The sequence below is a fragment of the Parabacteroides sp. AM17-47 genome, assembly GCF_003434625.1.
Taxonomy (GTDB): Bacteria; Bacteroidota; Bacteroidia; order Bacteroidales; family Tannerellaceae; genus Parabacteroides; species Parabacteroides distasonis.
The window spans coordinates 115085-135047 of the sequence record NZ_QTLI01000003.1; the positions used below are offsets into that span (position 1 = coordinate 115085).

Here is a 19963-nt window from a genome sequence, read left to right on the forward strand (position 1 = left end):
ACTAGAAAAATATTTACTAATCATGTAAACTTTACTCTTCTATACTAATGTACGCACGTACATTTTATATCTATATCAAAATATAGCACTTTGACATTTTGTATTCTTAACTCCCGGAGAATCGACTTTTTCAAGCTCACTCGATAAATAGTGGGGATAATCTCGCAATGTACTTTTATCTACACTTTAATTTGTTTATCACACGTTTCACGTCGGCCAACTTGCTTTATGTCAGTGATATGTTGTGAAGGATGTGAAAGGGAGCGCAGAGATGCCTACGAAGAGTTGTTACCGTTGAGTCTTTCTATTTAATACAAACATTATCGGCAGTAGCTTGCTCTATCTACCCATGAAATCGTTTCACGGTTGTGATACAATCTTTTCACCTATGCGAAACGATTGTATCACGTAGGTGAAAAGATCTCTTCACGAATGTGAAATGATCAGATCATGTAGTGCCTGGCCATACTATCCCTTGGTGGAATATACATTCAGGAAAATTATCCCCACGATTTATCGGCTGATCCGGTATTTGAAGTAGTTACATTATGCCTCTCAAAAAACACGTACGAGTTTTTCGAAAAACATGTACGTGTTTCCGAAAAAACTCGTACGTGTTTTCTTAAAAGCTAAAACGATGCCTATCCTATTAAAAAAGTAGTATCTTTACAACCGGAAGACAGGGTGCCCCGTCTTATTATACTATTATTCATTATTAATCACTGAAACCTATAAACACTATGGGAAAATTTATCAATCCCTTCACCGATTTCGGCTTCAAGCACATATTCGGCAGGGAAATGGACAAGGACATACTAATCGAGTTCCTGAACGACCTCCTCGAAGGGGAGTATACGATCATGGACTTGAGGATCATGAACAATGAGCGATTGCCCGAGACAGAGCAAGGAAGGAAGGTCATCTTTGACATTCATTGCGAGACCGACAAGGGCGAACGGATCATAATCGAGATGCAGAACAGGGAACAGCCCCACTTCAAGGACAGGGCCTTGTATTACCTCTCGCACTCGGTGGTGGAACAGGGGATAAAGGGAACATGGGACTATGAGCTGGCGGCCGTGTACGGTGTTTTTTTCTTGAACTTCACGCTAGACGAGGAGAACAGGCCAAACAATAACAGGAACGAAGGAAAGTTCCGAAGGGACATCGTGCTGGCGGACCGAGAGAACGGACAGGTATTCAACCCTAAGTTCCGCCAGATCTATATTGAGCTTCCCCGATTCAACAAAGAGGAGGAAGAATGCGAGACCGATTTTGAACGTTGGATTTATGTACTAAAGCATATGGACACATTAGACAGAATGCCATTCAAGGCACGCAAGGCCATATTCGAGCGGTTGGAACGCATCGGATCCATGGCGAACCTCACCCCCAAACAACGGGCGCAGTACGAGGCGGAGTGGAAGATGTATAATGATTATTACAACACCTTGGACTTCGCCGTCGAGAAAGGCATGAAAAAAGGGATGGAAGAAGGCATGGAAAAAGGATTGCAAAAAGGATTGGAGGAAGGGCTACAGAAAGGTTTGCAAAAAGGAAAAGCTGAAGGGCGACAGGAAGAGAAACACTCCATAGCACTTAATCTTAAGAAATTAGGAGTTAGTATAGAGCAAATCGCCTTTGCCACCGGCCTCTCCATAGAAGAAATAGAGAAACTATAATAATCTGAGACCTTTCGCTTGATCAACAACTGATTAGGCGAAAGGACAACTCCCATCCCTCACACCCCAACCATTGTTCGCAAATTATTGTTACCTTTGTACGACAACTATAAGGATAAAACGATATGACAAACGAGAGACCGTTGATTCTGATCACGAATGATGATGGCGTATGGGCCAAAGGTATTAACGAATTGATTGAGTGCCTGAAAGATCTAGGCGATTTGGTGGTATTCGCTCCCGATGGACCTCGTTCCGGGATGGGTAGTGCCATTACATCTTTAGTTCCTATCAAGTATACCTTGTTGAAAAAGGAGGAAGGACTTACCATCTATAGTTGCACCGGGACACCGGTTGATTGCGTTAAATTAGCGATTAATGAGGTTTTGGAGCGCAAGCCCGATCTGTTAGTCTCCGGTATCAACCACGGGGGAAATATGGCTATCTGCGTAAATTATTCCGGAACGATGGGTGCCGCCGCCGAGGGCTGTATTTTCAATGTCCCTTCCATGGGTGTATCCTTACTGGACCATGCGGCTGATGCCGACTTCTCCGAATGCTGCCGTCTTGGACGTATGCTGGCACGCCGGGTATTAAAAGAAGGCTTACCGCACGGAACCTACTTAAACCTCAACGTGCCGAAGCTACCGCAAGTGAAAGGATTGAAAGTTTGTCGCCAAGCTGACGGTCGTTGGGTACGTGAATTCAAGCGTTCCGAGAACGCCAGCGGAGAGCCCGTATTCTGGTTGACAGGAGCTTTCGAAAGCGCCAAACCCATCCACCCGGACAATGATATGCTTGCGCTGGACAGCGGATACGCCTCCCTAGTCCCCTGCAAGATCGACGTTACGGACTACAACTTCATGGCCACCCTAAACAACTGGATCCTTTAATTTTCAATTCTCAATTTTCAATTCATGAAGTATTACCTGATAGCCGGAGAAGCCTCCGGAGACCTGCACGCCTCGAATTTGATGGCAGCCTTGAAAGAGAATGACCCGAAGGCCGAGTTCCGCTTTCTGGGCGGCGATCTGATGAGAGCCGTCGGAGGAACCCTTGTCAAACATTACCGGGAAATGGCGTTCATGGGCTTTATCCCGGTATTGCTGAACTTGCGCACCATCTTAAATAACATGAAGACGTGCCAAGAGGATATCCGCCGCTATCAACCAGATGTCGTCATCTTAATTGACTACCCGGGATTCAACCTGAAGATCGCCAAATATGTGAAAACCCAATTGGGTCTCCCGGTATATTACTATATATCCCCCAAGATATGGGCCTGGAAACAATACCGCATCAGGGACTTCCGGCGTTATGTAGATCGTATGTTCTGCATCCTGCCGTTCGAGACCGAGTTTTTCCGGAAGCTTAATTATTCGGTAGATTACGTAGGAAATCCTTCTGTAGACTCCGTAGCCTATTACAAGGAGCATCAAGCGATCCCCAAAGATACATTTATCAAAGAGGAAGGATTGGCCGACAAGCCTATCCTCGCCTTGCTATCTGGTAGCCGCAAACAAGAGATCAAGGATAATTTACCGACCATGCTGAAAGTAGCCTCCGCATATCCCGACTACCAGCCGGTAATAGCCGGAGCGCCAGGCATCGATCCTGCCTACTATCAAGAATACATAGGCTCTTATCCCGCCAAGATCGTGTTCGGTAAAACCTATCCCTTGCTACAACATAGCGCCGCCGCCTTGGTAACCTCCGGCACGGCAACCTTGGAAACCGCCCTGTTCCGGGTTCCGCAAGTCGTTTGCTACTATGTTGTAGCCGGACAGTTGGCCAGCTTTATTTTCAAGCATTTCTTCCATACGAAATACATATCCCTCGTGAACCTGATCGGGGGACGGGAGATCGTACAAGAACTATTCGGAGCCCGCTTCTCCGAATCGCAAATACAAGACGAGCTAGGACGTATCCTACAAGATCCAGCCTATCAAAAACGAATGCTAAACGGATACGACGAGATTATCCATACGCTAGGAATGCCCGGGGCTTCAAAGCGTACGGCACGGCTAATCGTTGAATCCCTTGGTTCTTAACATCTTTTATTAACGTCTTTTGCAGCATTTCACCCCGAACTTACATCTTTCCTCATAGAACGATGAAATGTGAACTTTTTAAGAAACAAAAGGAATGAAGACGTTGAGAGCTTTTTTATTGGTTATCGGGATCGCTTTAGTATCCCTCACCCTACCCTCTTGCTTAGATGACGATGACTCGTATTCTTTAGGTGATATCTGGATAGCGGTCGCTACCGTAGTACCGGAAGGCAATAACGTATATTACTTACGGCTGGACGACGGAGATAAGCTATGGCCCGCCGCCACGAACTATCCGAACTATCAGCCGAAGCCTAACCAACGTGCCTTGGTGAACTTCACGATATTGGCGGATTCCACCCAAAGTAATCTAGGAGGTTTCTCCCATTATGTCAAGGTTAACGCGATCCATAACATCCTTACGAAATCCATCGCTAAGAACGAGGGAGCGGCTAATGATTCTATCTATGGTACGGACCCGGTAAGTATTTATGAGAATAATATGTGGATCGGAGACGGATATTTGAATATCTATTTCGAGACACTCTGGGGAGGCAAGACCGCCCACTTTATCAACCTGATCCAACCGGATGCCGAGAATGATCCTTATACGCTGGAGTTTAGGCATAACGCTTACGATGATCCCCAATATACGATCGGGGCCGGACGTGTGGCGTTCAATTTGTCTTCCTTGCCGGATACCAAAGGAGAGACGGTCGATCTTGTCGTAAACTATTGGACTTCCGAAGGGAAACAGGCTTATAAATTAAAATATAATTCGGATAAGACCAAAATGGAGGATACTTCGCAAGGCTATACGAACGATAGTATCTCCAATATAACGGACATGAAATAAACCTTCCCACATAACTTTTATTTTTATCATTTAGTTCAGGAGGAGAGGCGTCGAGATGATGCCTTTCTTTTTTTGTATTTTTACGCTACAAGATGCAACGGTCAAGGCATCACTCTCGTTTATATAAACAAATGGACAAAGTAACCGAACATCTGATCGAGGGTTGCCGCCGGGGAGACCGGAGCTCGCAACTGAAGTTGTACAAACAATACGCACAGCGATTGTATATAGCCTGCTTGCGTATCGTAGGCAACTCATCCGAGGCGGAAGAAGCCATGCAGGACTCGTTCCTCAAGATCTTCACACGCTTGGACCAATATCATGACGGGCAATGCTTTGAGGCATGGATGCATCGCATCGCCATCCATACGGCTATCGATTATGTACGCCGCCAAGCACCGGACCAAGAGGAGCTTTCCGACAATCTGGCCGAACCGGAAACGGACGGACCGGACGAGGAAGAAATCCAATATTCCGTGGCACAGATAAAGGAAGCTACCAAGAAGTTGCCGGCAGGCTACCGCATAATCCTCTCGCTTTACCTCTTTGAGGGATATGATATGGAAGAGATCGCCTCTATCCTGAAAATTCAACCGCCAAGCGTCCGTAGCCAGTACCTACGCGCCAAGCGGAAATTGTTAGACATTATAGCAGCCAATTAAACATGGATAAACTAAAGAATTTCATAGACGCGAACCGTGACGCATTCAAGGAAGATGAGATGCTTCCCGAAGGTCATTTCGAACGTTTCGAGCAAAAGCTGCCGAAGCCACGGAAAAACCGTGCGGCCCTATACAGCCTATCGGCCTTTGCCATAGCTGCCTCTATCGCTTTGTTGCTCTTATTCCGCTTGCCGGGAGGGACCGGTCTGCCGGAACCCGCGCAAAAGACCACGGCCCAGACCTGCGAGACCCAAGAGGAGATCGAGGAACTACGCCTATATTACAATATGCAAATGAACGACGTATTGGCGCAAATGAAGAAGTTGTATAAACAGGACCGGACACCGGGAGCGGAGGAGTTATTGCAAGAGAGCAAACGGATCCTCACGGATAATTATATGTTCGAGGAAACGATACTCCCTACCTTGCCTTGTTCCAACGACGGTCTTTTCGCCATGACCCAACATTACAGCAATAGCTTGGAGGGCCTCACGCTGATGCTTAAGCAAATGGAACAAGTCACGGATAACCAGAAATAGTAATAACAATTAATACATATCAATCATGAACACGACACACGTAAAATTGAGTCCCGCCGTATTGCTGACTTTCGTATTGCTGCTATGCAATCTATCGGCAATAGCTAGGCCACAAGAGAAGATCAAGAAAAAAGAGATATCCCAATCCTACAGCGTAAGCGCCGGTGATCGTCTCCAAGTAGAAAACCGTTATGGAAACATCACCGTTACCCACTGGAATCAGAATACGGTAGCTATACGGGTTGAGGTAGAATGTAAGGCTCGCAGCGAGGAACGTGCTCAAGAGAACTTGGACCGTATCCAAATCGAGACCAAGAAGATAGGTGGTATTGTCTCAGCGGTCACTACGATAAAGAAGGAGATGAATAGCAATTCGAATAATGAGTCCATGACGATCAATTATTATATCCAGATGCCTCCTAAGCTCGCCGCAGACTTGAACCAGAAATACGGAAACATCAACTTGCCAAGCGATAATAACGGCAACATGGATATCCATGTAAAATACGGCAACCTGAATGCGGGTAATTTCACAGCCAACGCAATGATAGAGGCCAAATATGGTAACATCGAGGTAGGAAATCTGCAGGACGCCCAACTGGATCTGGGCTACGTAGGAACCGCCAAGATTCGCAACGCTAAAGATTTAACGATAGACAGCAAATATTCCAATCTGGATATACAGGATATACAATCTTTACGCATGGAGATTAAATATGGTAATCTCACCATTGAAAGCGTAAGCAGACTAGACATGGAGATTAAGTACAGCGACGCTAAAATCGGGACCCTTAAGGATGCATTGAATGTAAGTAGCCTTAGCTATAGTAACTTAAAGATACGGAACTTGTCTCCCTCTTTCTCGAAGGTGAACGTAGAATCCCATTATGGGAATTTAGAGGTAGCGCTTCCCGCAAAAACTTCTTTCCGGATAGTAGCGGAGAACATGAAGTATTCAAGCTGCGACGTGAACGGTTTCAATATCACCCGCAAGCATTTTGACGATGAGGATCGTGACAAGAATTACACCTATGAGATTAATGGTGGAAAGCAACCGACGATTCACTTCGAAGGAAATCGTTACGGAAATCTAAAAGTCAAGGGCAATTAATCAGTTGTAGAGACGGGGCGTGCCCCGTCTCTACAACCGGATATTTTTATTTTGAGGTGTTTTGCCGGCGTATCTCTTCTCTCTTCAACCAGTTATCGAGTTGTGTAAACAGGAAGAAACAAGAGATCCCGGAAGCAATCGTTAAAACAATCGGGAAATAGGCTCGCAAAGAGCCTAAAACCGTTTCCGCCCCGCCCGGAGAAAGCTTAACCAAATACAAGATGCCTACTAACACAAGCATATAAGCGACAAATATGCTAAAAATGCCTACAGGTGTAAATCGTTTCTTGATATAGTACTTATATACCCGCTTCTTCTCTTGTATAATCAATGCCATAATACGGGAGTTTAATGAGGCCGAAGGTTGTTCCGCCGTCCCTCGCATCAACTTACGTGTCAAATGATCAATATCTTTCTCATTCATATTCATAACAAATCAGCTGTCTCTAATTTCATTTTATCTTGCAACACTTCATAAAACCGTTTCCGCCCACGGAATAGTTTTACTTTCACATTAGAAGCGCTCAATTCAGTGATCTGACAGATCTCTTCCACCGAGCATTCCTCCAAATAATAAAGAGTAAGCAACAAGGCCTCATCAGCCGGAAGCTTTTTCAGCGTACGTGCGATCATCTCTTTCCGGTCCTCACGCTCTAATAAAGCCGTAGCCGATTCAACTTCGTCATTCGAAAGGTCTACAGGGCCCGCCTCCTCATAACTCACGAACATACGCTGTTGTCTCAAGGCCGTCAACGCCGTACGATACACGATCCTATAAAACCATGTTGAGAACTTACTATCGAAATGAAAATCGGAAAGAGCACGATACATCTTCACGAACGCATCCTGTACGGCCTCTTCTGCCTCCTCGCGATTTTCCAAGATACGAAAAGCGATGGTATAAGCCATCTTCTCATACTTCGCGACAAGGCAGGAGAAACTTTGCGTGTCCCCTGCCAAAATACGTTCTATCCACTTTCGCTCATCCATCCGGTATCGTTTATTCTTCCAGACGCATTTTCTTCTCGTCCTCCAATCTCTCCTTCTCCATTAAAGAACGGGAAAGAAAGAAATAAATTATAAAAGCTACTCCACCGAACATAATCGTAATAGCCGGAACTAACAAAAAGAACCAATCGCTATCGTAAGTGAAAGCAGAGTCGAGCATCATACCGACAATCACACCCAATGACAAACCGATCATAAAAATACCGTTACGCAGGGTATTATAACGATTAGGCCTTCTCTCGGGGCGCATAGCCTCTTCCAACACAATTCCTTTCTCGATCATCGCCATCTTTTCCTCATGCTTACTTTTAATGGTCATGTAACTAGCGATAATACCTAACAATACCGGCATACCTACCGCACAAATAACACCTAAAATAGGAATCCACAACTCGTTCATATCTTTTATTCTTTAAAGGTTTAATAAATTATTCGCTTTTATCAATAAGACATGAGTAATCACAAATCGGTTACAAAAAAGAGAAGAAATTTTATACATGCACAAATAAAAGAAGCGAACTCCATCCATTTATGAAGTTCGCTTCTTGGGAAAGTTATTTATCGTCTTTTTAGATACTTACGCAAGTTCACCTCTTACGATCTCTTCTTTGTCCTTATCCCAGTACATCGTACGTCCTTCCAGATAAGCGCGAGTACCCATGTGGGCAGTCATAGCTTCTTGGAAAGCAGCGTCGATATTACAGCTAGGAGTCTTGCCTTGACGGATACATTCCAGCCACTCACGGATATGCAAGTGAGTCGTATCATAACGTTTACCATTTACATACGTATACAGCAAACCACGTTTAGCGAAATACAACTCCGTAGGAGATGTAACGGAATCCGAGCTATTTTGTCCCGGTACATAGGTATAGAACGGAGTATCTGTAGGAATAATACCTTCCTTGATCTTATCCGCATAACGAGTGGAATCTTGGTCAACCGTAATAGCCAAGATATTGGAAACCTCCATAGAAGCATCATGCCCCATGAACACCTTGCCACGGTTACGGCTACTTGCCAATGTAGCGCTATACAACATCGTCAAGTCACGATCCGGCCACTCGAAAGTAGTCTGCAATACATCAGGTACCGTACGTCCGTCCTTGAAGAAATAAACACCGCCGGATGAAGTAGCGGAATGAGGTATACCCACATGCATGATCTGGTTGACAGCGTCATACTCATGTGTCAACAAGTCACCGGAAAGGCCTGTACTATAATCCCACCAGCAACGCCAGCGGAAGAAACGTTCCAGACTGAACTTGCTACGCTCGTCCGGACCGATATATCTTTCAAGCTTGTTGGATGTCATATAATCCATATATTCCTTAATACGCTCAGGATCACCCTCGAACTGCTTCCAATCAATCGTATTCGGATTAGAGCCTTCGATAATATCATATACCCAAGCACCATTTGGAGAGTTACGGTTCGTACAAACCTCGATCAAGTTAACAGGGCCTAATAATCCGTTACCGATAATCTCCTCGGCCTTCTGATAACAGTCGGTCTGACGCCCTTGGTGACCTAACTGGAATACAACGCCGGTCTCCTTGATCACTTGGCGAACCATATACGTCTCAGGAACCGTCCATGACAACGGTTTCTCGCAATACACATGCTTTCCGGCACGTGCCGCAGCCATAGCGATCGTGCTATGCCAGTGGTCCGGACCAGCGATAATAACGGCATCCACATCCGGAGCCGTTACCAACTCTTGATAAGTCCGGTAACGTTTCGGAGCAGGCCCGAACTTACCGTCGCTACCCTCACGATGGATATTGGAACCGGTCAATACAGCGGCCTCACCATATACATCAAATATATCACAAACCGCAGTTATCTCAATATTCAGATCATCTTGCTCCATATATTGCTGATAACGCGTATCCTTCTTATTCAGCTTATTAGCCTCTTTCATCTTATCGATCCAAGAAGGCTCAGCGAAACCTGCGGCACGCATCAATTGCTTTCCACGAATACCGAAGCCGACCAAACCGATACGAATCTTCTTGCCATCGCCTTGCGGCTCTAAATAGGAGGCCTGTCTGTTACTTACCTGAAATACATCTGATATGTTACGGCCTCTTAAAGCGTCTTTCCTTTTTTGGTAAACGCCATATGCCAAAGCACCTAAGATAGGCACTGTAGCCAATGTCTTCAATGTGTCCCGACGTCCTTTATCGGGCATTTGCTCCTGAGAAGGAGTATTCTTTGCATCTTCTGTTGCCATGGGTATCAAATAAATTTAAGTTTATGCAATATCGGACACACACGTCCTAACACACGATCGAATCCTATGATTTGTGATGTAGGGAATACGCACATCAAGCCTAAAGCGGCGAACTCCACAAGGTTCTTGTCAATCCATAAATAAGAGCCTTCAAACGGCATCATATAGCTCGCTCCCACGAAAGAGGGGTGGGATAACGTGTACATAGCGAGAAGAATCATACCTCCAACAGAAGATAAACGATACAAACAGCCTAAAGTCAAGCCTAGGCCGATCAATAACAGAGCCCACTCATTCAAGAAGTTGATGGTTGTCATCAAACTGTCGTCTTGAGTCAATTTGATAAAAAATGAAGCAGCGGGACCCTTTGAATCGAGTAGATAGGGTAGAGATGTCCATTTTGGGTTCATGATTTTTACTAGGCCTTCATACATAAAGTGCCAACCTATAAAAAGACGCAGCATCATCAGCCAAGTCATCTGCGCTTTCGTGTAACCTTGTTCTATTTTCATTTCTTGGTCCTAAAAAATTGGTTTAGAAAAAGTCGATTATTAAAAACACAACACCCGAAGCTAAAATCATAGATTTAGGCCTCGGGCGTTATTTATGCTAAAATGTGCTTGATACGATTAATCCAAAACTTTAACAGTAATGTTACGGAACCAAACATCATCCCCGTGGTCTTGAAATCCGATGAAACCTTCTTTGTTAGCGCCACCGCAATTCAACAACAACTCATAAGCCAACGGCCATTTGTCTTTGCTAAATTTGCTATTATCCAACATTTCTTTCCATTGCGGAGTCCACAAGTGATACTCAACAACAGGTTCATCGCTATTCAAATAGTGAACAACTGTACCCTTATAGCACATGATCTTACCCTTGTTCCACTCACCGAACGGTTTTGCGTTCTGCGGTTTAGCAGGAATCATGTCATACAAAGAAGAAGATTTACGGTTGCCATCCTTACCTAACTTAGCGTCGGGGTGGTTCTCGTTATCCAATACTTGGTACTCAGGAGCAGAGATGTAAGAAGGTTGTCCCTCTACCTCTTGAATCATGATGAATACACCAGAGTTAGAGCCTTTACCTACTTTCCATTCGAACTCAAGCTCGAAGTTACCCAACTTATGAGCGAAGATCAAGTCCCCACCGTTGGAAGCACCAGCCTCACCAGCACCAGAGCCATTGATTTTGATCGCTCCGTCCTCGATTGTCCAAGCACCCGGAACGTCAGCACGGTCATAACCTCTCCAGCCATTGAATGTCTTACCATCGAAGATCACATATCTACCCTCTTTATCTTTCGGGAAAGTCGTGATATCTACAGTAGGAAGATCTGTCATGAGCTTGTACTCAGGAGCTGCGGCTTCTGTTGTAGTCTCAGCAGCTGCAGGAGCTTCTTCTGTTTTCTTTCCACCACCACAAGAAGTGAAATAACACATCATGATAGCGGCACTTGCTAATAATACTGACTTTTTCATTTTATTTATTAAGTTAAAACTATTATCTCGGCATATCTACCAACTTCCAGCCTTCACGGTAGTTGTGCTTAATCAAGCCTGCGGCAAATTCTTGAGCATTAATTGGATCCGTCCACTCTGTCTTGAATTTCGGGTCACCATCGATAACCTCGAATGTATCTTTCTTGATGATCTTGATTGTCTCATTCGGATCGATATTCGTAAATCTCATGTTAGGGCCATCCCACAACAATTCTTTATTCAATCTTTGCAAACGAACAGCCAATACACCCATTACAACCATTTCATTGAACGGACCAGCCTCCAAGAAGTTAGACTTCGTCTGAACACGGCTGCCTGCGCTTTCCTTACAAGCACGAATCCAGTCTTGTTCGTGACCACCCTTCATAGCGTCTTTCACGCGGCGCAATGTTTGAGGAACGTTCGGTTTACGACCAGATAACAACCATGGGTTAACACCGTAGCAACCACAGATCAATGTATCTTTCGTACCATGGAAGATACACAATCCACCACCTTCACCCATCAATTCCTTACCTTGAGGGAATCCTTCTGGACGATCCGGCATCATACCACCATCATACCAGTGAACTTCAACCTCCGGCATAGCTACCTTTGGCATATTATCACGAGCCGGGAATACCAACTTAACATGCTGAGCGTTAGGAGCACAGTCTTGTAATAACAATGTAGAAGAACCTTGAACTCTTGTCGGATAGCCTAAATTCAAGCCTTTGAATACCGGATGTAAGATGTGGCAAGCCATATCACCCAACGCACCTGTACCATAATCCCACCATCCGCGCCAGTTCCAAGGATGATATGTCTTATTAAACGGTCTCAATTTAGCAGGACCCGTAAACAAATCCCAATTCAATGTAGAAGGAATCTTATCAACTTTCTCAGGAGCGTTCAAACCTTGCGGCCAGATAGGACGGTTGGTAGCGCATTCTACTTTAGTAACCTCACCGATCTCACCATTCCAAATCCATTCACAGATCAAATCTACACCTTCAGCCAATGAAGAACCTTGGTTACCCATCTGAGTAGCTACGTCATACTTCTTAGCCAAGTTCGTAAGCAAACGGGACTCATAAACAGAGTGAGTCAACGGTTTCTGAGTGTATACGTGTTTGCCAAGCGTCATAGCGTCAGCTGTGATCATCGCATGAGTATGGTCAGCGGTAGCTACCAACACAGCGTCAATAGATTTACCCATCTCATCATACATCTTACGATAGTCCCAGTATTTTTTAGCTTGAGGATGACGGTCGAATACAGGTTTTGAGTACTTCCAGTCGATGTCACAAAGAGCTACGATATTCTCGGTAGTCTCCATGTTCTTTAAGTTAGCGTTACCCATACCTCCGATACCAACACCGGCAATATTCAATTTATCAGTTGGAGCGATATGACCATGGGTTTTACCTAGGACCGCACTCGGAACAATAGTCAAAGCTGCTGCGGCAGCCGTACCTTTTTGAAGAAAAGATCTTCTAGAAATGTTAGACATAGTAATAATTTTTTATAGATTAGCACTTAACAATGATATTTCATGTGTCTTTACACCTTTACAGGCAACAAATTGTCGCAAATATAGCCAATGCTGTATTATTGACAAGATCAAAAGACCGCTTTCTTATTTAAAATAGTTTTTTTTAACAGACAGGATAGATCTTATTTATAATTTCATAAATATTATCTATAGGATTGGGGGTATTTTATTAACGCAGTTTGGATATATTTGTAAAAACATGAAAACATATTCATATTAACAACTGTTATCTTAAATGAGAACAACTATATGAAAAAAGAATCTGCATTCATACGAATATATCGCTTTTATCTGGAAGGATTCCGGGAGATGAAGCTGGGCAAGACTCTTTGGCTAATCATTCTAGTCAAATTGTTTATCATGTTTTTTATCCTGAGATTATTCTTCTTTCCTAATTATCTCGGGCAATTCGATAGCGATAGTGAGAAGGAGAACCACGTATCGAACGAACTCATACAACGGGCAATAAATCCTTAAAACATTAATAAATATGATTGAAAACATTGACACTTCATTGATCGATTGGTCGAGGGCTCAATTTGCCCTTACTGCCATGTATCATTGGCTCTTCGTGCCACTAACACTAGGACTTGGCGTTATCCAAGCTATTATGGAGACGATTTATTATCGGACAGGTAATGAGGCATGGAAAAAGACCGCCCAATTTTGGATGAAATTATTCGGTATCAATTTCGCTATCGGTGTCGCTACGGGATTGATCCTCGAGTTCGAGTTCGGAACCAACTGGTCTAACTATAGTTGGTTTGTCGGGGATATCTTCGGGGCACCTTTGGCTATCGAGGGAATTCTCGCCTTCTTTATGGAAGCTACCTTTATCGCTGTTATGTTTTTTGGTTGGGACAAGGTTAGCAAACGCTTTCATCTCGCCTCCACTTGGCTGACGATTATCGGCGCTACTCTTTCCGCTCTCTGGATCTTGATCGCTAACGCATGGATGCAATATCCGGTCGGTATGCATTTCAATCCGGATACGGTCCGTAACGAGATGTTCGATTTCTGGGCCGTAGCCTTATCGCCTGTCGCCATTAATAAGTTTTTCCATACGGTATTGTCCGGTTGGATCGTAGGCGCCTTGTTCGTACTAGGAATCAGCTGCTGGTATTTATTAAAGAAACGGAATACCGAATTCGCTTTGTCAAGTATCAAGGTCAGCGCTATATTCGGGTTGGTAGCCTCCATCCTTATTATCTGGACGGGTGATGGCTCCGCTTACCAAGTCGCTCAAAAGCAGCCGATGAAACTAGCCGCCATGGAAGGTCTTTATGAGGGTGGCAACGGAGTAGGACTCGTAGGTATCGGCATCTTAAATCCGGCAAAGACGAGTTATCTGGATAACCAGAACGCATTTATTTTTGACATTAAGTTCCCCAAACTCCTCTCCTTCTTAGCAGAACGTGACATGAACGCATACGTTCCGGGAATCGTAAACTTAATAGAGGGAGGTTATACGACCAATAAAGGAACGGTAGCGCTCTCCGCCAAAGAAAAAATAGAGAAAGGTAAAACCGCCATCAAAGCGTTAGCTGATTATCGCAAAGCGGTTAAAGATAAAGATACCGCAGCAGCCGCACAATACAGGGTAACCTTGGAAGAGAATTTCCCCTATTTCGGATATGGTTATATTAAGGATCCGGCAGAGTTAATCCCGCATGTAGGATTGACATTCTATTCTTTCCGTGTGATGGTGATCCTTGGTTGTTTCTTCATCTTACTATTCATTATTACGTTGATATGGGATAAAAAAGGGAAAATCGCTAATACACGTTGGTTGCAATACGTGGGCCTATGGTCTATACCTTTAGGATATATAGCGGGACAAGCCGGTTGGATCGTAGCGGAGGTAGGACGTCAACCTTGGGCTATACAGGATATCTTGCCGACCAGCGCTTCGATATCCAAGTTAAACCCATCCTCGGTACAGACCACTTTCTACCTGTTCCTTATCTTATTTACGATCCTGCTGATCGCAGAGATTGGAATCATGGTTAAGGCCATCAAGAAAGGGCCGGAAGCTGCCGCCCACTAATTTTCAATTTTCAAATATCAATTCTTAAATAGAAAGTCCTATGGATAGTACATATATATTGTTACAACATTACTGGTGGTTTCTGGTATCTCTACTCGGAGCGCTATTAGTATTCCTTCTTTTTGTACAAGGAGGCCAATCTCTACTCTTCACTATCGGCAAGACGGAGATACAGCAAAAAATGTTATTGAACTCGACCGGGCGTAAATGGGAGTTTACTTTCACTACGTTGGTCACTTTCGGAGGTGCTTTCTTCGCCTCTTTCCCTTTATTTTATTCCACAAGCTTCGGCGGAGCCTATTGGGTATGGATGCTGATCTTGCTTTGCTTCGTGATACAAGCTGTATCTTACGAGTATCAAGCGAAAAAAGGCAACCTACTCGGGAAAAAGACGTATCAAGTATTTCTTATGATCAATGGTATAGCAGGTCCGATCTTACTCGGAACCGCTGTAGCGACCTTCTTTAACGGCGCTGAATTTATTGTTAACAAAGAACAGTTGACTGATGTAGCCATGCCCGTCATTTCCACGTGGGCCAATCCTTGGCATGGATTAGAGGCGGCTTTGGTATTTTGGAATTTGTGCCTAGGACTGGCAGTTTTCTTCTTGGCACGAGCTCTGGCCCTACTCTATTTTATCAACAATATCGATGATCCGGAGATCGTCGCTAAAAGCCGGAAACAATTGATACCGGAGACAATCTTGTTCCTCGTCTTTTTCTTGACATTCTTGATCCGTTTATTGTTGGTGGACGGTTTTGCCGTAAATCCGGATACCGGAGAAGTATTTATGCAACCGTATAAGTATTTTATGAACCTGATCGAGATGCCAATCGTGTTAGCCGTATTATTGATTGGCGTGGTTGGCGTGCTATTCGGCATAGGGAAAACGATATTCTCGAAGACTTGGAGAAAAGGCATCTGGTTCGCGGGAGCAGGGACTGTCTTGACCGTATTAGCTTTATTACTTTGCGCAGGATGGAATAATACGGCTTACTACCCATCTTTGGCGGATCTACAAAGTTCATTGACGATCCAGAATAGTTGCTCAAGCCCATTCACGTTGAAAGTAATGAGCTATGTATCTATTCTCGTTCCATTCGTATTAGCCTACATTTTCTATGCTTGGAGAGCGCTTGATCTACATAAGATCAATAGTAAGGAAATGCAAGAAGGAGGTCATACCTATTAAATAATGTGCAAATTAAATAATATGCCAATGTGCCAATATGTCAATGTGCCAGTGAGAATACAAGTGATAGTATCTTAATTGACACATTAGCATATTGGCATATTGCTACATTGGCACATTAATCTATTGCCTTTGGAAGTCCGCCTCTTTTGTCCACTTAGGCATCTCATCATTGTTGGCGATAACTAAACCGATACTAAACATTAAGTTCATATCTTCCATAGCCCCATCAAAATCCCACCAAGATTCATCATACTCATCATTCGGTTGGTGATACCGGTAAACTTTCGGTTTAGCCTCATGGCGTGCTTTATCCACGTAATCCTTACCGCCACCAACTAAAATCGTAGGTACGCCTTTTTTCACGAAATTAAAATGATCGGAACGGAAATAACCACCCGCAGGATCTTCGGTGATAACCTTCACGGTCCGCCCTTGTGCCGAGGCCATAGCGATCACCAAGGCATCTGTATCCGTCTTGCCCGCTGCCCGGAGAGAAACATCATGGGTACGCTCACGCGGAGCAGTGCCGTCAAAATTCAAGTTAATAGCTGTTTTAGATAACGGGAACAAAGGATGCTCACAATAGTACTGAGAACCTAATAAGCCACATTCCTCGGAAGTCACCGCCACGAATACGATAGAGCGACGAGGACGAACAGGCAATGATTGATATTTCTTAGCTAATAGCATTAAGGTAGCCACACCCGAAGCATTATCACTAGCGCCATTATAGATACTATCCCCATCTATCGGAGTACCGATCCCAAAATGATCCCAATGAGCGGTAAAAACCAAGTATTCATCTTTCAAGTCCGTGCCCGGTAAAACAGCCGCCACATTATGAGACTCGCCTACGGTCATCTTTACATTTAATATAACCTTACTCTTCGCCTTCATCGTAAAACTCTTGAAACCCGGTTTCTTCGCCGCGGCAATCGTCTCATCAAAATTCAATCCGCTAAGGGCGAACATTTTCTTGCAAGCCTCCTCCGAGAGCCATCCCTTCATGCCCAAAGCTTCCGCATTCATTGTCTCCGAGCAAAGAGCGATATTTGTCTGCACGTGAGAAGCCTGACAGACCTTCCAACCATACGAAGCGGCCGCCTCGTTATGAAGAACCAATAAACCTGCAGCACCTTGGCGTTGCGCCTCCTCGAACTTATAAGTCCAACGACCATAATAGGTCATGTTCTTTCCGCGAAACAAAGACGTATCATAAAAACCGGGATCATTCACCATAGCGATAACGATTTTCCCCTTCACGTCTACATTCGCATAATCGTTCCAACCATATTCCGGCGCATTAATACCAAACCCACAGAACACATAATCCGTAGTAGGAATAACTACCTTTTCAGTCCCCCGGTTCGTCCAAACGACAATATCATCCGAGAACTTCAAATCCATAGAGCCTTTCGCGCATTTCACCGTGATCTTATTCTTTACCGGACGGGTAAAAGTAGATATTTCCTTCACCGGCTGGAAATAACTATCGCCATTAGCAGGCTGAAGACCTAGTTTCTTAAATTCATCAGCAATGTAATGGATTGTTTTCGTCTCATACTCGGTCAAAGGCTTACGCCCTCCGAACTCATCCGAGCCTAAAGTCTTTACTCGTTCCTTGAAAAAAGCCAAATCTTCCTCATAACTCTGGGCCATAACAGATACGCCCATAGCGAGCATCAGAAGAAAAACAGAGATAAAATTCTTGTTCATAATCGTAGATTGTTAAATGACATAATTTATTAGATATAGGTATTTAGATTTCAAATTAACAATAAAAAAAGGAAACGGCGAAGCTCACGCTTGGCCGTTTCTACATTTAACCGTTTTAAACAAAAAGAAAAAGTTAGTTAAGGCTTAGAAAAAAATATCTTAAGTCTATTTACCGACTGTATATTCGCTTTCCCGAAGGACAGCAAACAAATATATGGAATCCACCTCATCCTGCATACATTACACTTTGTTTTTTTGTTATTTTTCACAGAACAGAAATGCTTTTGTATTATCTTTGCACTCAATTATTCCCATAGACAACAAATGGCTGATTTTGATATAAACATATTGGGATGCGGTTCCGCATTGCCCACGACACGCCATCTGGCGACCTCTCAAATAGTAGATTTACGAGATAAACTATACATGATCGACTGCGGGGAAGGCACGCAAGTGCAAATGCGTCGTATGCGTATAAAATTCAGCCGTTTAAATCATATCTTCATCTCCCACCTACACGGAGATCATTGCTTCGGGCTACCGGGATTGATCTCTACATTAGGTATGCTGGGGCGTAATGGAGAACTTGTTATTCATGGGCCGAAAGACATCGAGAGCTATATGCGTCCGGTACTTGATATCTTTTGCAAAGGGTTGCCTTATGAGATCCGTTTTAACTTAATCGACCCGACAACTCATTCGTTGGTTATGGAAGATCGCTCCTTAAGCGTTTATTCCATTCCGTTAAAGCACCGTATACCCTGTTGTGGCTATTTATTCGCCGAGAAAGCCAAAGAAGCGCATATCATCCGGGAGATGACGGATTTCTATCAGGTTCCTATCCGTATGATACAAGAGATCAAAAGGGGCGCTGATTTCGTCACCCCGGAAGGAGAGGTAATCCCGAATGCCCGCTTAACCCGTCCTGCCGTCGCTCCCAAACGGTATGCTTATTGCTCGGATACAGCTTTTCACCCATCTATAATCCCCATCATTGAAGGGGTGGATTTATTATACCACGAGGCGACTTTCGCTGAATGTGACGCCGCACGTGCGAAAGAGACCTTCCACTCTACCGCCCGCCAAGCGGCCGAGATTGCTTATAAAGCCCAAGTGAAGCGATTGGTTATCGGTCATTACTCGGCTCGTTACGAGGATATGGCACCGTTAAAGAAAGAAGCAGACAAGATATTTCCCGGCACGATCTTAGGAGAGGAAGGTATGAGGCTTAGCGTATAATCATACATCCGTTTTACGAAATAAAGCTAATTACTTTCTAATATGCAGAAAACTTTCTACATTTGTACGAATTTAGGGACAAGTAAATGAAGCTTATACATATCATCGCTTTGGCACTTGCATTCTCCGCAAGTTATCCGGTTTACGCACAAGCTAATAAATCGGGAGTCAAGACATTTGCTTCTAGGCAAGAAGATCCCTCTCCTATCGAAATCACGGCCTACGAGAATCGCATCAAGGTAGAGAACGCTCCTGTCGGGAGTATCTTGGAAATCTACAGTGTCGTAGGCATCAAGGTGAAAGAAATCGAAGTCAAGCAGTCCACCGCCGAATATGTCGTAGATATCGCAAAGGGATATTATATCATCCGCATTGGCGATACGGTACGCAAGGTGGCGATACGGTAAATAAAAGCCCCATAGGATAATCCTACGGGGCTTGTTTTTTGATCCGCTTTCTCTTCTCACGAGGATACCTGCGGAAGAACTTTTAATTACTTTAGTATTAATATGCCACGTGTTCACCCGTCACGGGATACTTTTTTATTGCGGCATAGTTATTTAATTATATATTACATAAAGG

The 19963-nt window shown here is 44.1% G+C and carries 20 protein-coding genes; 12 read left to right on the plus strand and 8 right to left on the minus strand.

Annotation, left to right across the window (positions count from 1 at the left end; all coding sequences use genetic code 11):
- The first annotated feature begins 740 nt into the window (after positions 1-740).
- The 7 genes from DW205_RS03170 (at position 741) to DW205_RS03200 (ending at position 6901) form a co-directional block, all read left to right on the plus strand.
- Complete coding sequence (locus DW205_RS03170) at positions 741-1682, plus strand: Rpn family recombination-promoting nuclease/putative transposase (protein ID WP_008778478.1); 942 nt, start codon at positions 741-743, stop codon at positions 1680-1682.
- A gap of 125 nt (positions 1683-1807) precedes the next feature.
- On the plus strand, positions 1808-2575 hold the full coding sequence (surE, locus tag DW205_RS03175) for a 5'/3'-nucleotidase SurE (protein ID WP_005866690.1): 768 nt from the start codon (positions 1808-1810) through the stop codon (positions 2573-2575).
- Between the two features lie 24 nt (positions 2576-2599).
- Positions 2600-3733 carry a lipid-A-disaccharide synthase gene (lpxB, locus tag DW205_RS03180; protein ID WP_005866687.1) on the plus strand — a complete coding sequence of 378 codons (1134 nt, stop codon included), beginning with the start codon at positions 2600-2602 and terminating at the stop codon, positions 3731-3733.
- A gap of 94 nt (positions 3734-3827) precedes the next feature.
- Positions 3828-4589: a NigD-like protein gene (locus DW205_RS03185; protein ID WP_005866685.1), complete on the plus strand. Its 762-nt coding sequence runs from the start codon at positions 3828-3830 to the stop codon at positions 4587-4589.
- Positions 4590-4720: 131 nt separating this feature from the next.
- A complete protein-coding gene (locus DW205_RS03190) occupies positions 4721-5251 on the plus strand; it encodes an RNA polymerase sigma factor (protein ID WP_005861098.1) in 531 nt (176 codons plus the stop codon).
- A 2-nt stretch (positions 5252-5253) separates the two neighbouring features.
- Positions 5254-5790, plus strand: coding sequence for a hypothetical protein (locus tag DW205_RS03195; RefSeq protein WP_005866682.1), 537 nt, complete (start codon positions 5254-5256; stop codon positions 5788-5790).
- 25 nt (positions 5791-5815) lie between these two features.
- Entirely contained in the window at positions 5816-6901 is a 1086-nt protein-coding gene (locus tag DW205_RS03200; RefSeq protein WP_121963055.1) for a hypothetical protein, read from the plus strand.
- Positions 6902-6947: 46 nt separating this feature from the next.
- Here the strand turns inward: DW205_RS03200 and DW205_RS03205 are convergent, their stop codons facing one another.
- The 7 genes from DW205_RS03205 to DW205_RS03235 all read right to left on the minus strand — a co-directional run bounded on the left by DW205_RS03205 (position 6948) and on the right by DW205_RS03235 (position 13142).
- On the minus strand, positions 6948-7325 hold the full coding sequence (locus DW205_RS03205) for a hypothetical protein (RefSeq protein ID WP_226769929.1): 378 nt from the start codon (positions 7323-7325) through the stop codon (positions 6948-6950).
- A gap of 2 nt (positions 7326-7327) precedes the next feature.
- The gene (locus DW205_RS03210) at positions 7328-7891 is read right to left on the minus strand and encodes an RNA polymerase sigma factor (RefSeq protein ID WP_005861090.1); all 564 of its coding nucleotides are present in this window, start codon (positions 7889-7891) and stop codon (positions 7328-7330) included.
- A 10-nt stretch (positions 7892-7901) separates the two neighbouring features.
- The gene (locus DW205_RS03215) at positions 7902-8309 is read right to left on the minus strand and encodes a DUF6249 domain-containing protein (protein WP_005861087.1); all 408 of its coding nucleotides are present in this window, start codon (positions 8307-8309) and stop codon (positions 7902-7904) included.
- A 177-nt stretch (positions 8310-8486) separates the two neighbouring features.
- Positions 8487-10145 carry a Gfo/Idh/MocA family protein gene (locus DW205_RS03220; RefSeq protein ID WP_005866679.1) on the minus strand — a complete coding sequence of 553 codons (1659 nt, stop codon included), beginning with the start codon at positions 10143-10145 and terminating at the stop codon, positions 8487-8489.
- Between the two features lie 5 nt (positions 10146-10150).
- Complete coding sequence (locus DW205_RS03225; RefSeq protein WP_005861083.1) at positions 10151-10657, minus strand: DoxX family membrane protein; 507 nt, start codon at positions 10655-10657, stop codon at positions 10151-10153.
- Positions 10658-10774: 117 nt separating this feature from the next.
- Positions 10775-11629, minus strand: a complete 855-nt coding sequence (locus tag DW205_RS03230; RefSeq protein WP_005861081.1) for a DUF1080 domain-containing protein — start codon at positions 11627-11629, stop codon at positions 10775-10777.
- 22 nt (positions 11630-11651) lie between these two features.
- Positions 11652-13142 (minus strand): Gfo/Idh/MocA family oxidoreductase, encoded by a 1491-nt coding sequence (locus DW205_RS03235; RefSeq protein WP_005861079.1) that lies wholly within the window; start codon positions 13140-13142, stop codon positions 11652-11654.
- A 291-nt stretch (positions 13143-13433) separates the two neighbouring features.
- Between DW205_RS03235 and DW205_RS03240 the strand changes: the two genes are divergently transcribed.
- The 3 genes from DW205_RS03240 to DW205_RS03250 are packed head-to-tail and all read left to right on the plus strand — an operon-like array spanning position 13434 to position 16423.
- Positions 13434-13661, plus strand: coding sequence for a DUF4492 domain-containing protein (locus DW205_RS03240; protein WP_005861078.1), 228 nt, complete (start codon positions 13434-13436; stop codon positions 13659-13661).
- A 13-nt stretch (positions 13662-13674) separates the two neighbouring features.
- Entirely contained in the window at positions 13675-15231 is a 1557-nt protein-coding gene (locus tag DW205_RS03245; RefSeq protein WP_005861076.1) for a cytochrome ubiquinol oxidase subunit I, read from the plus strand.
- Positions 15232-15271: 40 nt separating this feature from the next.
- Positions 15272-16423: a cytochrome d ubiquinol oxidase subunit II gene (locus DW205_RS03250; RefSeq protein WP_005861074.1), complete on the plus strand. Its 1152-nt coding sequence runs from the start codon at positions 15272-15274 to the stop codon at positions 16421-16423.
- Between the two features lie 123 nt (positions 16424-16546).
- Here the strand turns inward: DW205_RS03250 and DW205_RS03255 are convergent, their stop codons facing one another.
- Positions 16547-18142 (minus strand): M28 family peptidase, encoded by a 1596-nt coding sequence (locus DW205_RS03255; protein WP_005866675.1) that lies wholly within the window; start codon positions 18140-18142, stop codon positions 16547-16549.
- Positions 18143-18466: 324 nt separating this feature from the next.
- Between DW205_RS03255 and DW205_RS03260 the strand changes: the two genes are divergently transcribed.
- On the plus strand, positions 18467-19381 hold the full coding sequence (locus DW205_RS03260; RefSeq protein ID WP_005866674.1) for a ribonuclease Z: 915 nt from the start codon (positions 18467-18469) through the stop codon (positions 19379-19381).
- An 86-nt stretch (positions 19382-19467) separates the two neighbouring features.
- On the plus strand, positions 19468-19788 hold the full coding sequence (locus DW205_RS03265; protein ID WP_005861068.1) for a T9SS type A sorting domain-containing protein: 321 nt from the start codon (positions 19468-19470) through the stop codon (positions 19786-19788).
- Positions 19789-19963: the final 175 nt, after the last annotated feature.

Bases quoted from the DNA above. Each gene is read 5' to 3' on its own strand.
- DW205_RS03245 (WP_005861076.1), top strand. From the start codon at position 13,675: ATGATTGAAAACATTGACACTTCATTGATCGATTGGTCGAGGGCTCAA.
- DW205_RS03200 (WP_121963055.1), top strand. From the start codon at position 5,816: ATGAACACGACACACGTAAAATTGAGTCCCGCCGTATTGCTGACTTTC.
- lpxB (WP_005866687.1), top strand. From the start codon at position 2,600: ATGAAGTATTACCTGATAGCCGGAGAAGCCTCCGGAGACCTGCACGCC.
- surE (WP_005866690.1), top strand. From the start codon at position 1,808: ATGACAAACGAGAGACCGTTGATTCTGATCACGAATGATGATGGCGTA.
- DW205_RS03185 (WP_005866685.1), top strand. From the start codon at position 3,828: ATGAAGACGTTGAGAGCTTTTTTATTGGTTATCGGGATCGCTTTAGTA.
- DW205_RS03205 (WP_226769929.1), bottom strand. From the start codon at position 7,325: ATGAATGAGAAAGATATTGATCATTTGACACGTAAGTTGATGCGAGGG.
- DW205_RS03225 (WP_005861083.1), bottom strand. From the start codon at position 10,657: ATGAAAATAGAACAAGGTTACACGAAAGCGCAGATGACTTGGCTGATG.
- DW205_RS03190 (WP_005861098.1), top strand. From the start codon at position 4,721: ATGGACAAAGTAACCGAACATCTGATCGAGGGTTGCCGCCGGGGAGAC.
- DW205_RS03230 (WP_005861081.1), bottom strand. From the start codon at position 11,629: ATGAAAAAGTCAGTATTATTAGCAAGTGCCGCTATCATGATGTGTTAT.
- DW205_RS03195 (WP_005866682.1), top strand. From the start codon at position 5,254: ATGGATAAACTAAAGAATTTCATAGACGCGAACCGTGACGCATTCAAG.
- DW205_RS03240 (WP_005861078.1), top strand. From the start codon at position 13,434: ATGAAAAAAGAATCTGCATTCATACGAATATATCGCTTTTATCTGGAA.
- DW205_RS03220 (WP_005866679.1), bottom strand. From the start codon at position 10,145: ATGGCAACAGAAGATGCAAAGAATACTCCTTCTCAGGAGCAAATGCCC.
- DW205_RS03255 (WP_005866675.1), bottom strand. From the start codon at position 18,142: ATGAACAAGAATTTTATCTCTGTTTTTCTTCTGATGCTCGCTATGGGC.
- DW205_RS03170 (WP_008778478.1), top strand. From the start codon at position 741: ATGGGAAAATTTATCAATCCCTTCACCGATTTCGGCTTCAAGCACATA.
- DW205_RS03260 (WP_005866674.1), top strand. From the start codon at position 18,467: ATGGCTGATTTTGATATAAACATATTGGGATGCGGTTCCGCATTGCCC.
- DW205_RS03265 (WP_005861068.1), top strand. From the start codon at position 19,468: ATGAAGCTTATACATATCATCGCTTTGGCACTTGCATTCTCCGCAAGT.
- DW205_RS03215 (WP_005861087.1), bottom strand. From the start codon at position 8,309: ATGAACGAGTTGTGGATTCCTATTTTAGGTGTTATTTGTGCGGTAGGT.
- DW205_RS03235 (WP_005861079.1), bottom strand. From the start codon at position 13,142: ATGTCTAACATTTCTAGAAGATCTTTTCTTCAAAAAGGTACGGCTGCC.
- DW205_RS03250 (WP_005861074.1), top strand. From the start codon at position 15,272: ATGGATAGTACATATATATTGTTACAACATTACTGGTGGTTTCTGGTA.
- DW205_RS03210 (WP_005861090.1), bottom strand. From the start codon at position 7,891: ATGGATGAGCGAAAGTGGATAGAACGTATTTTGGCAGGGGACACGCAA.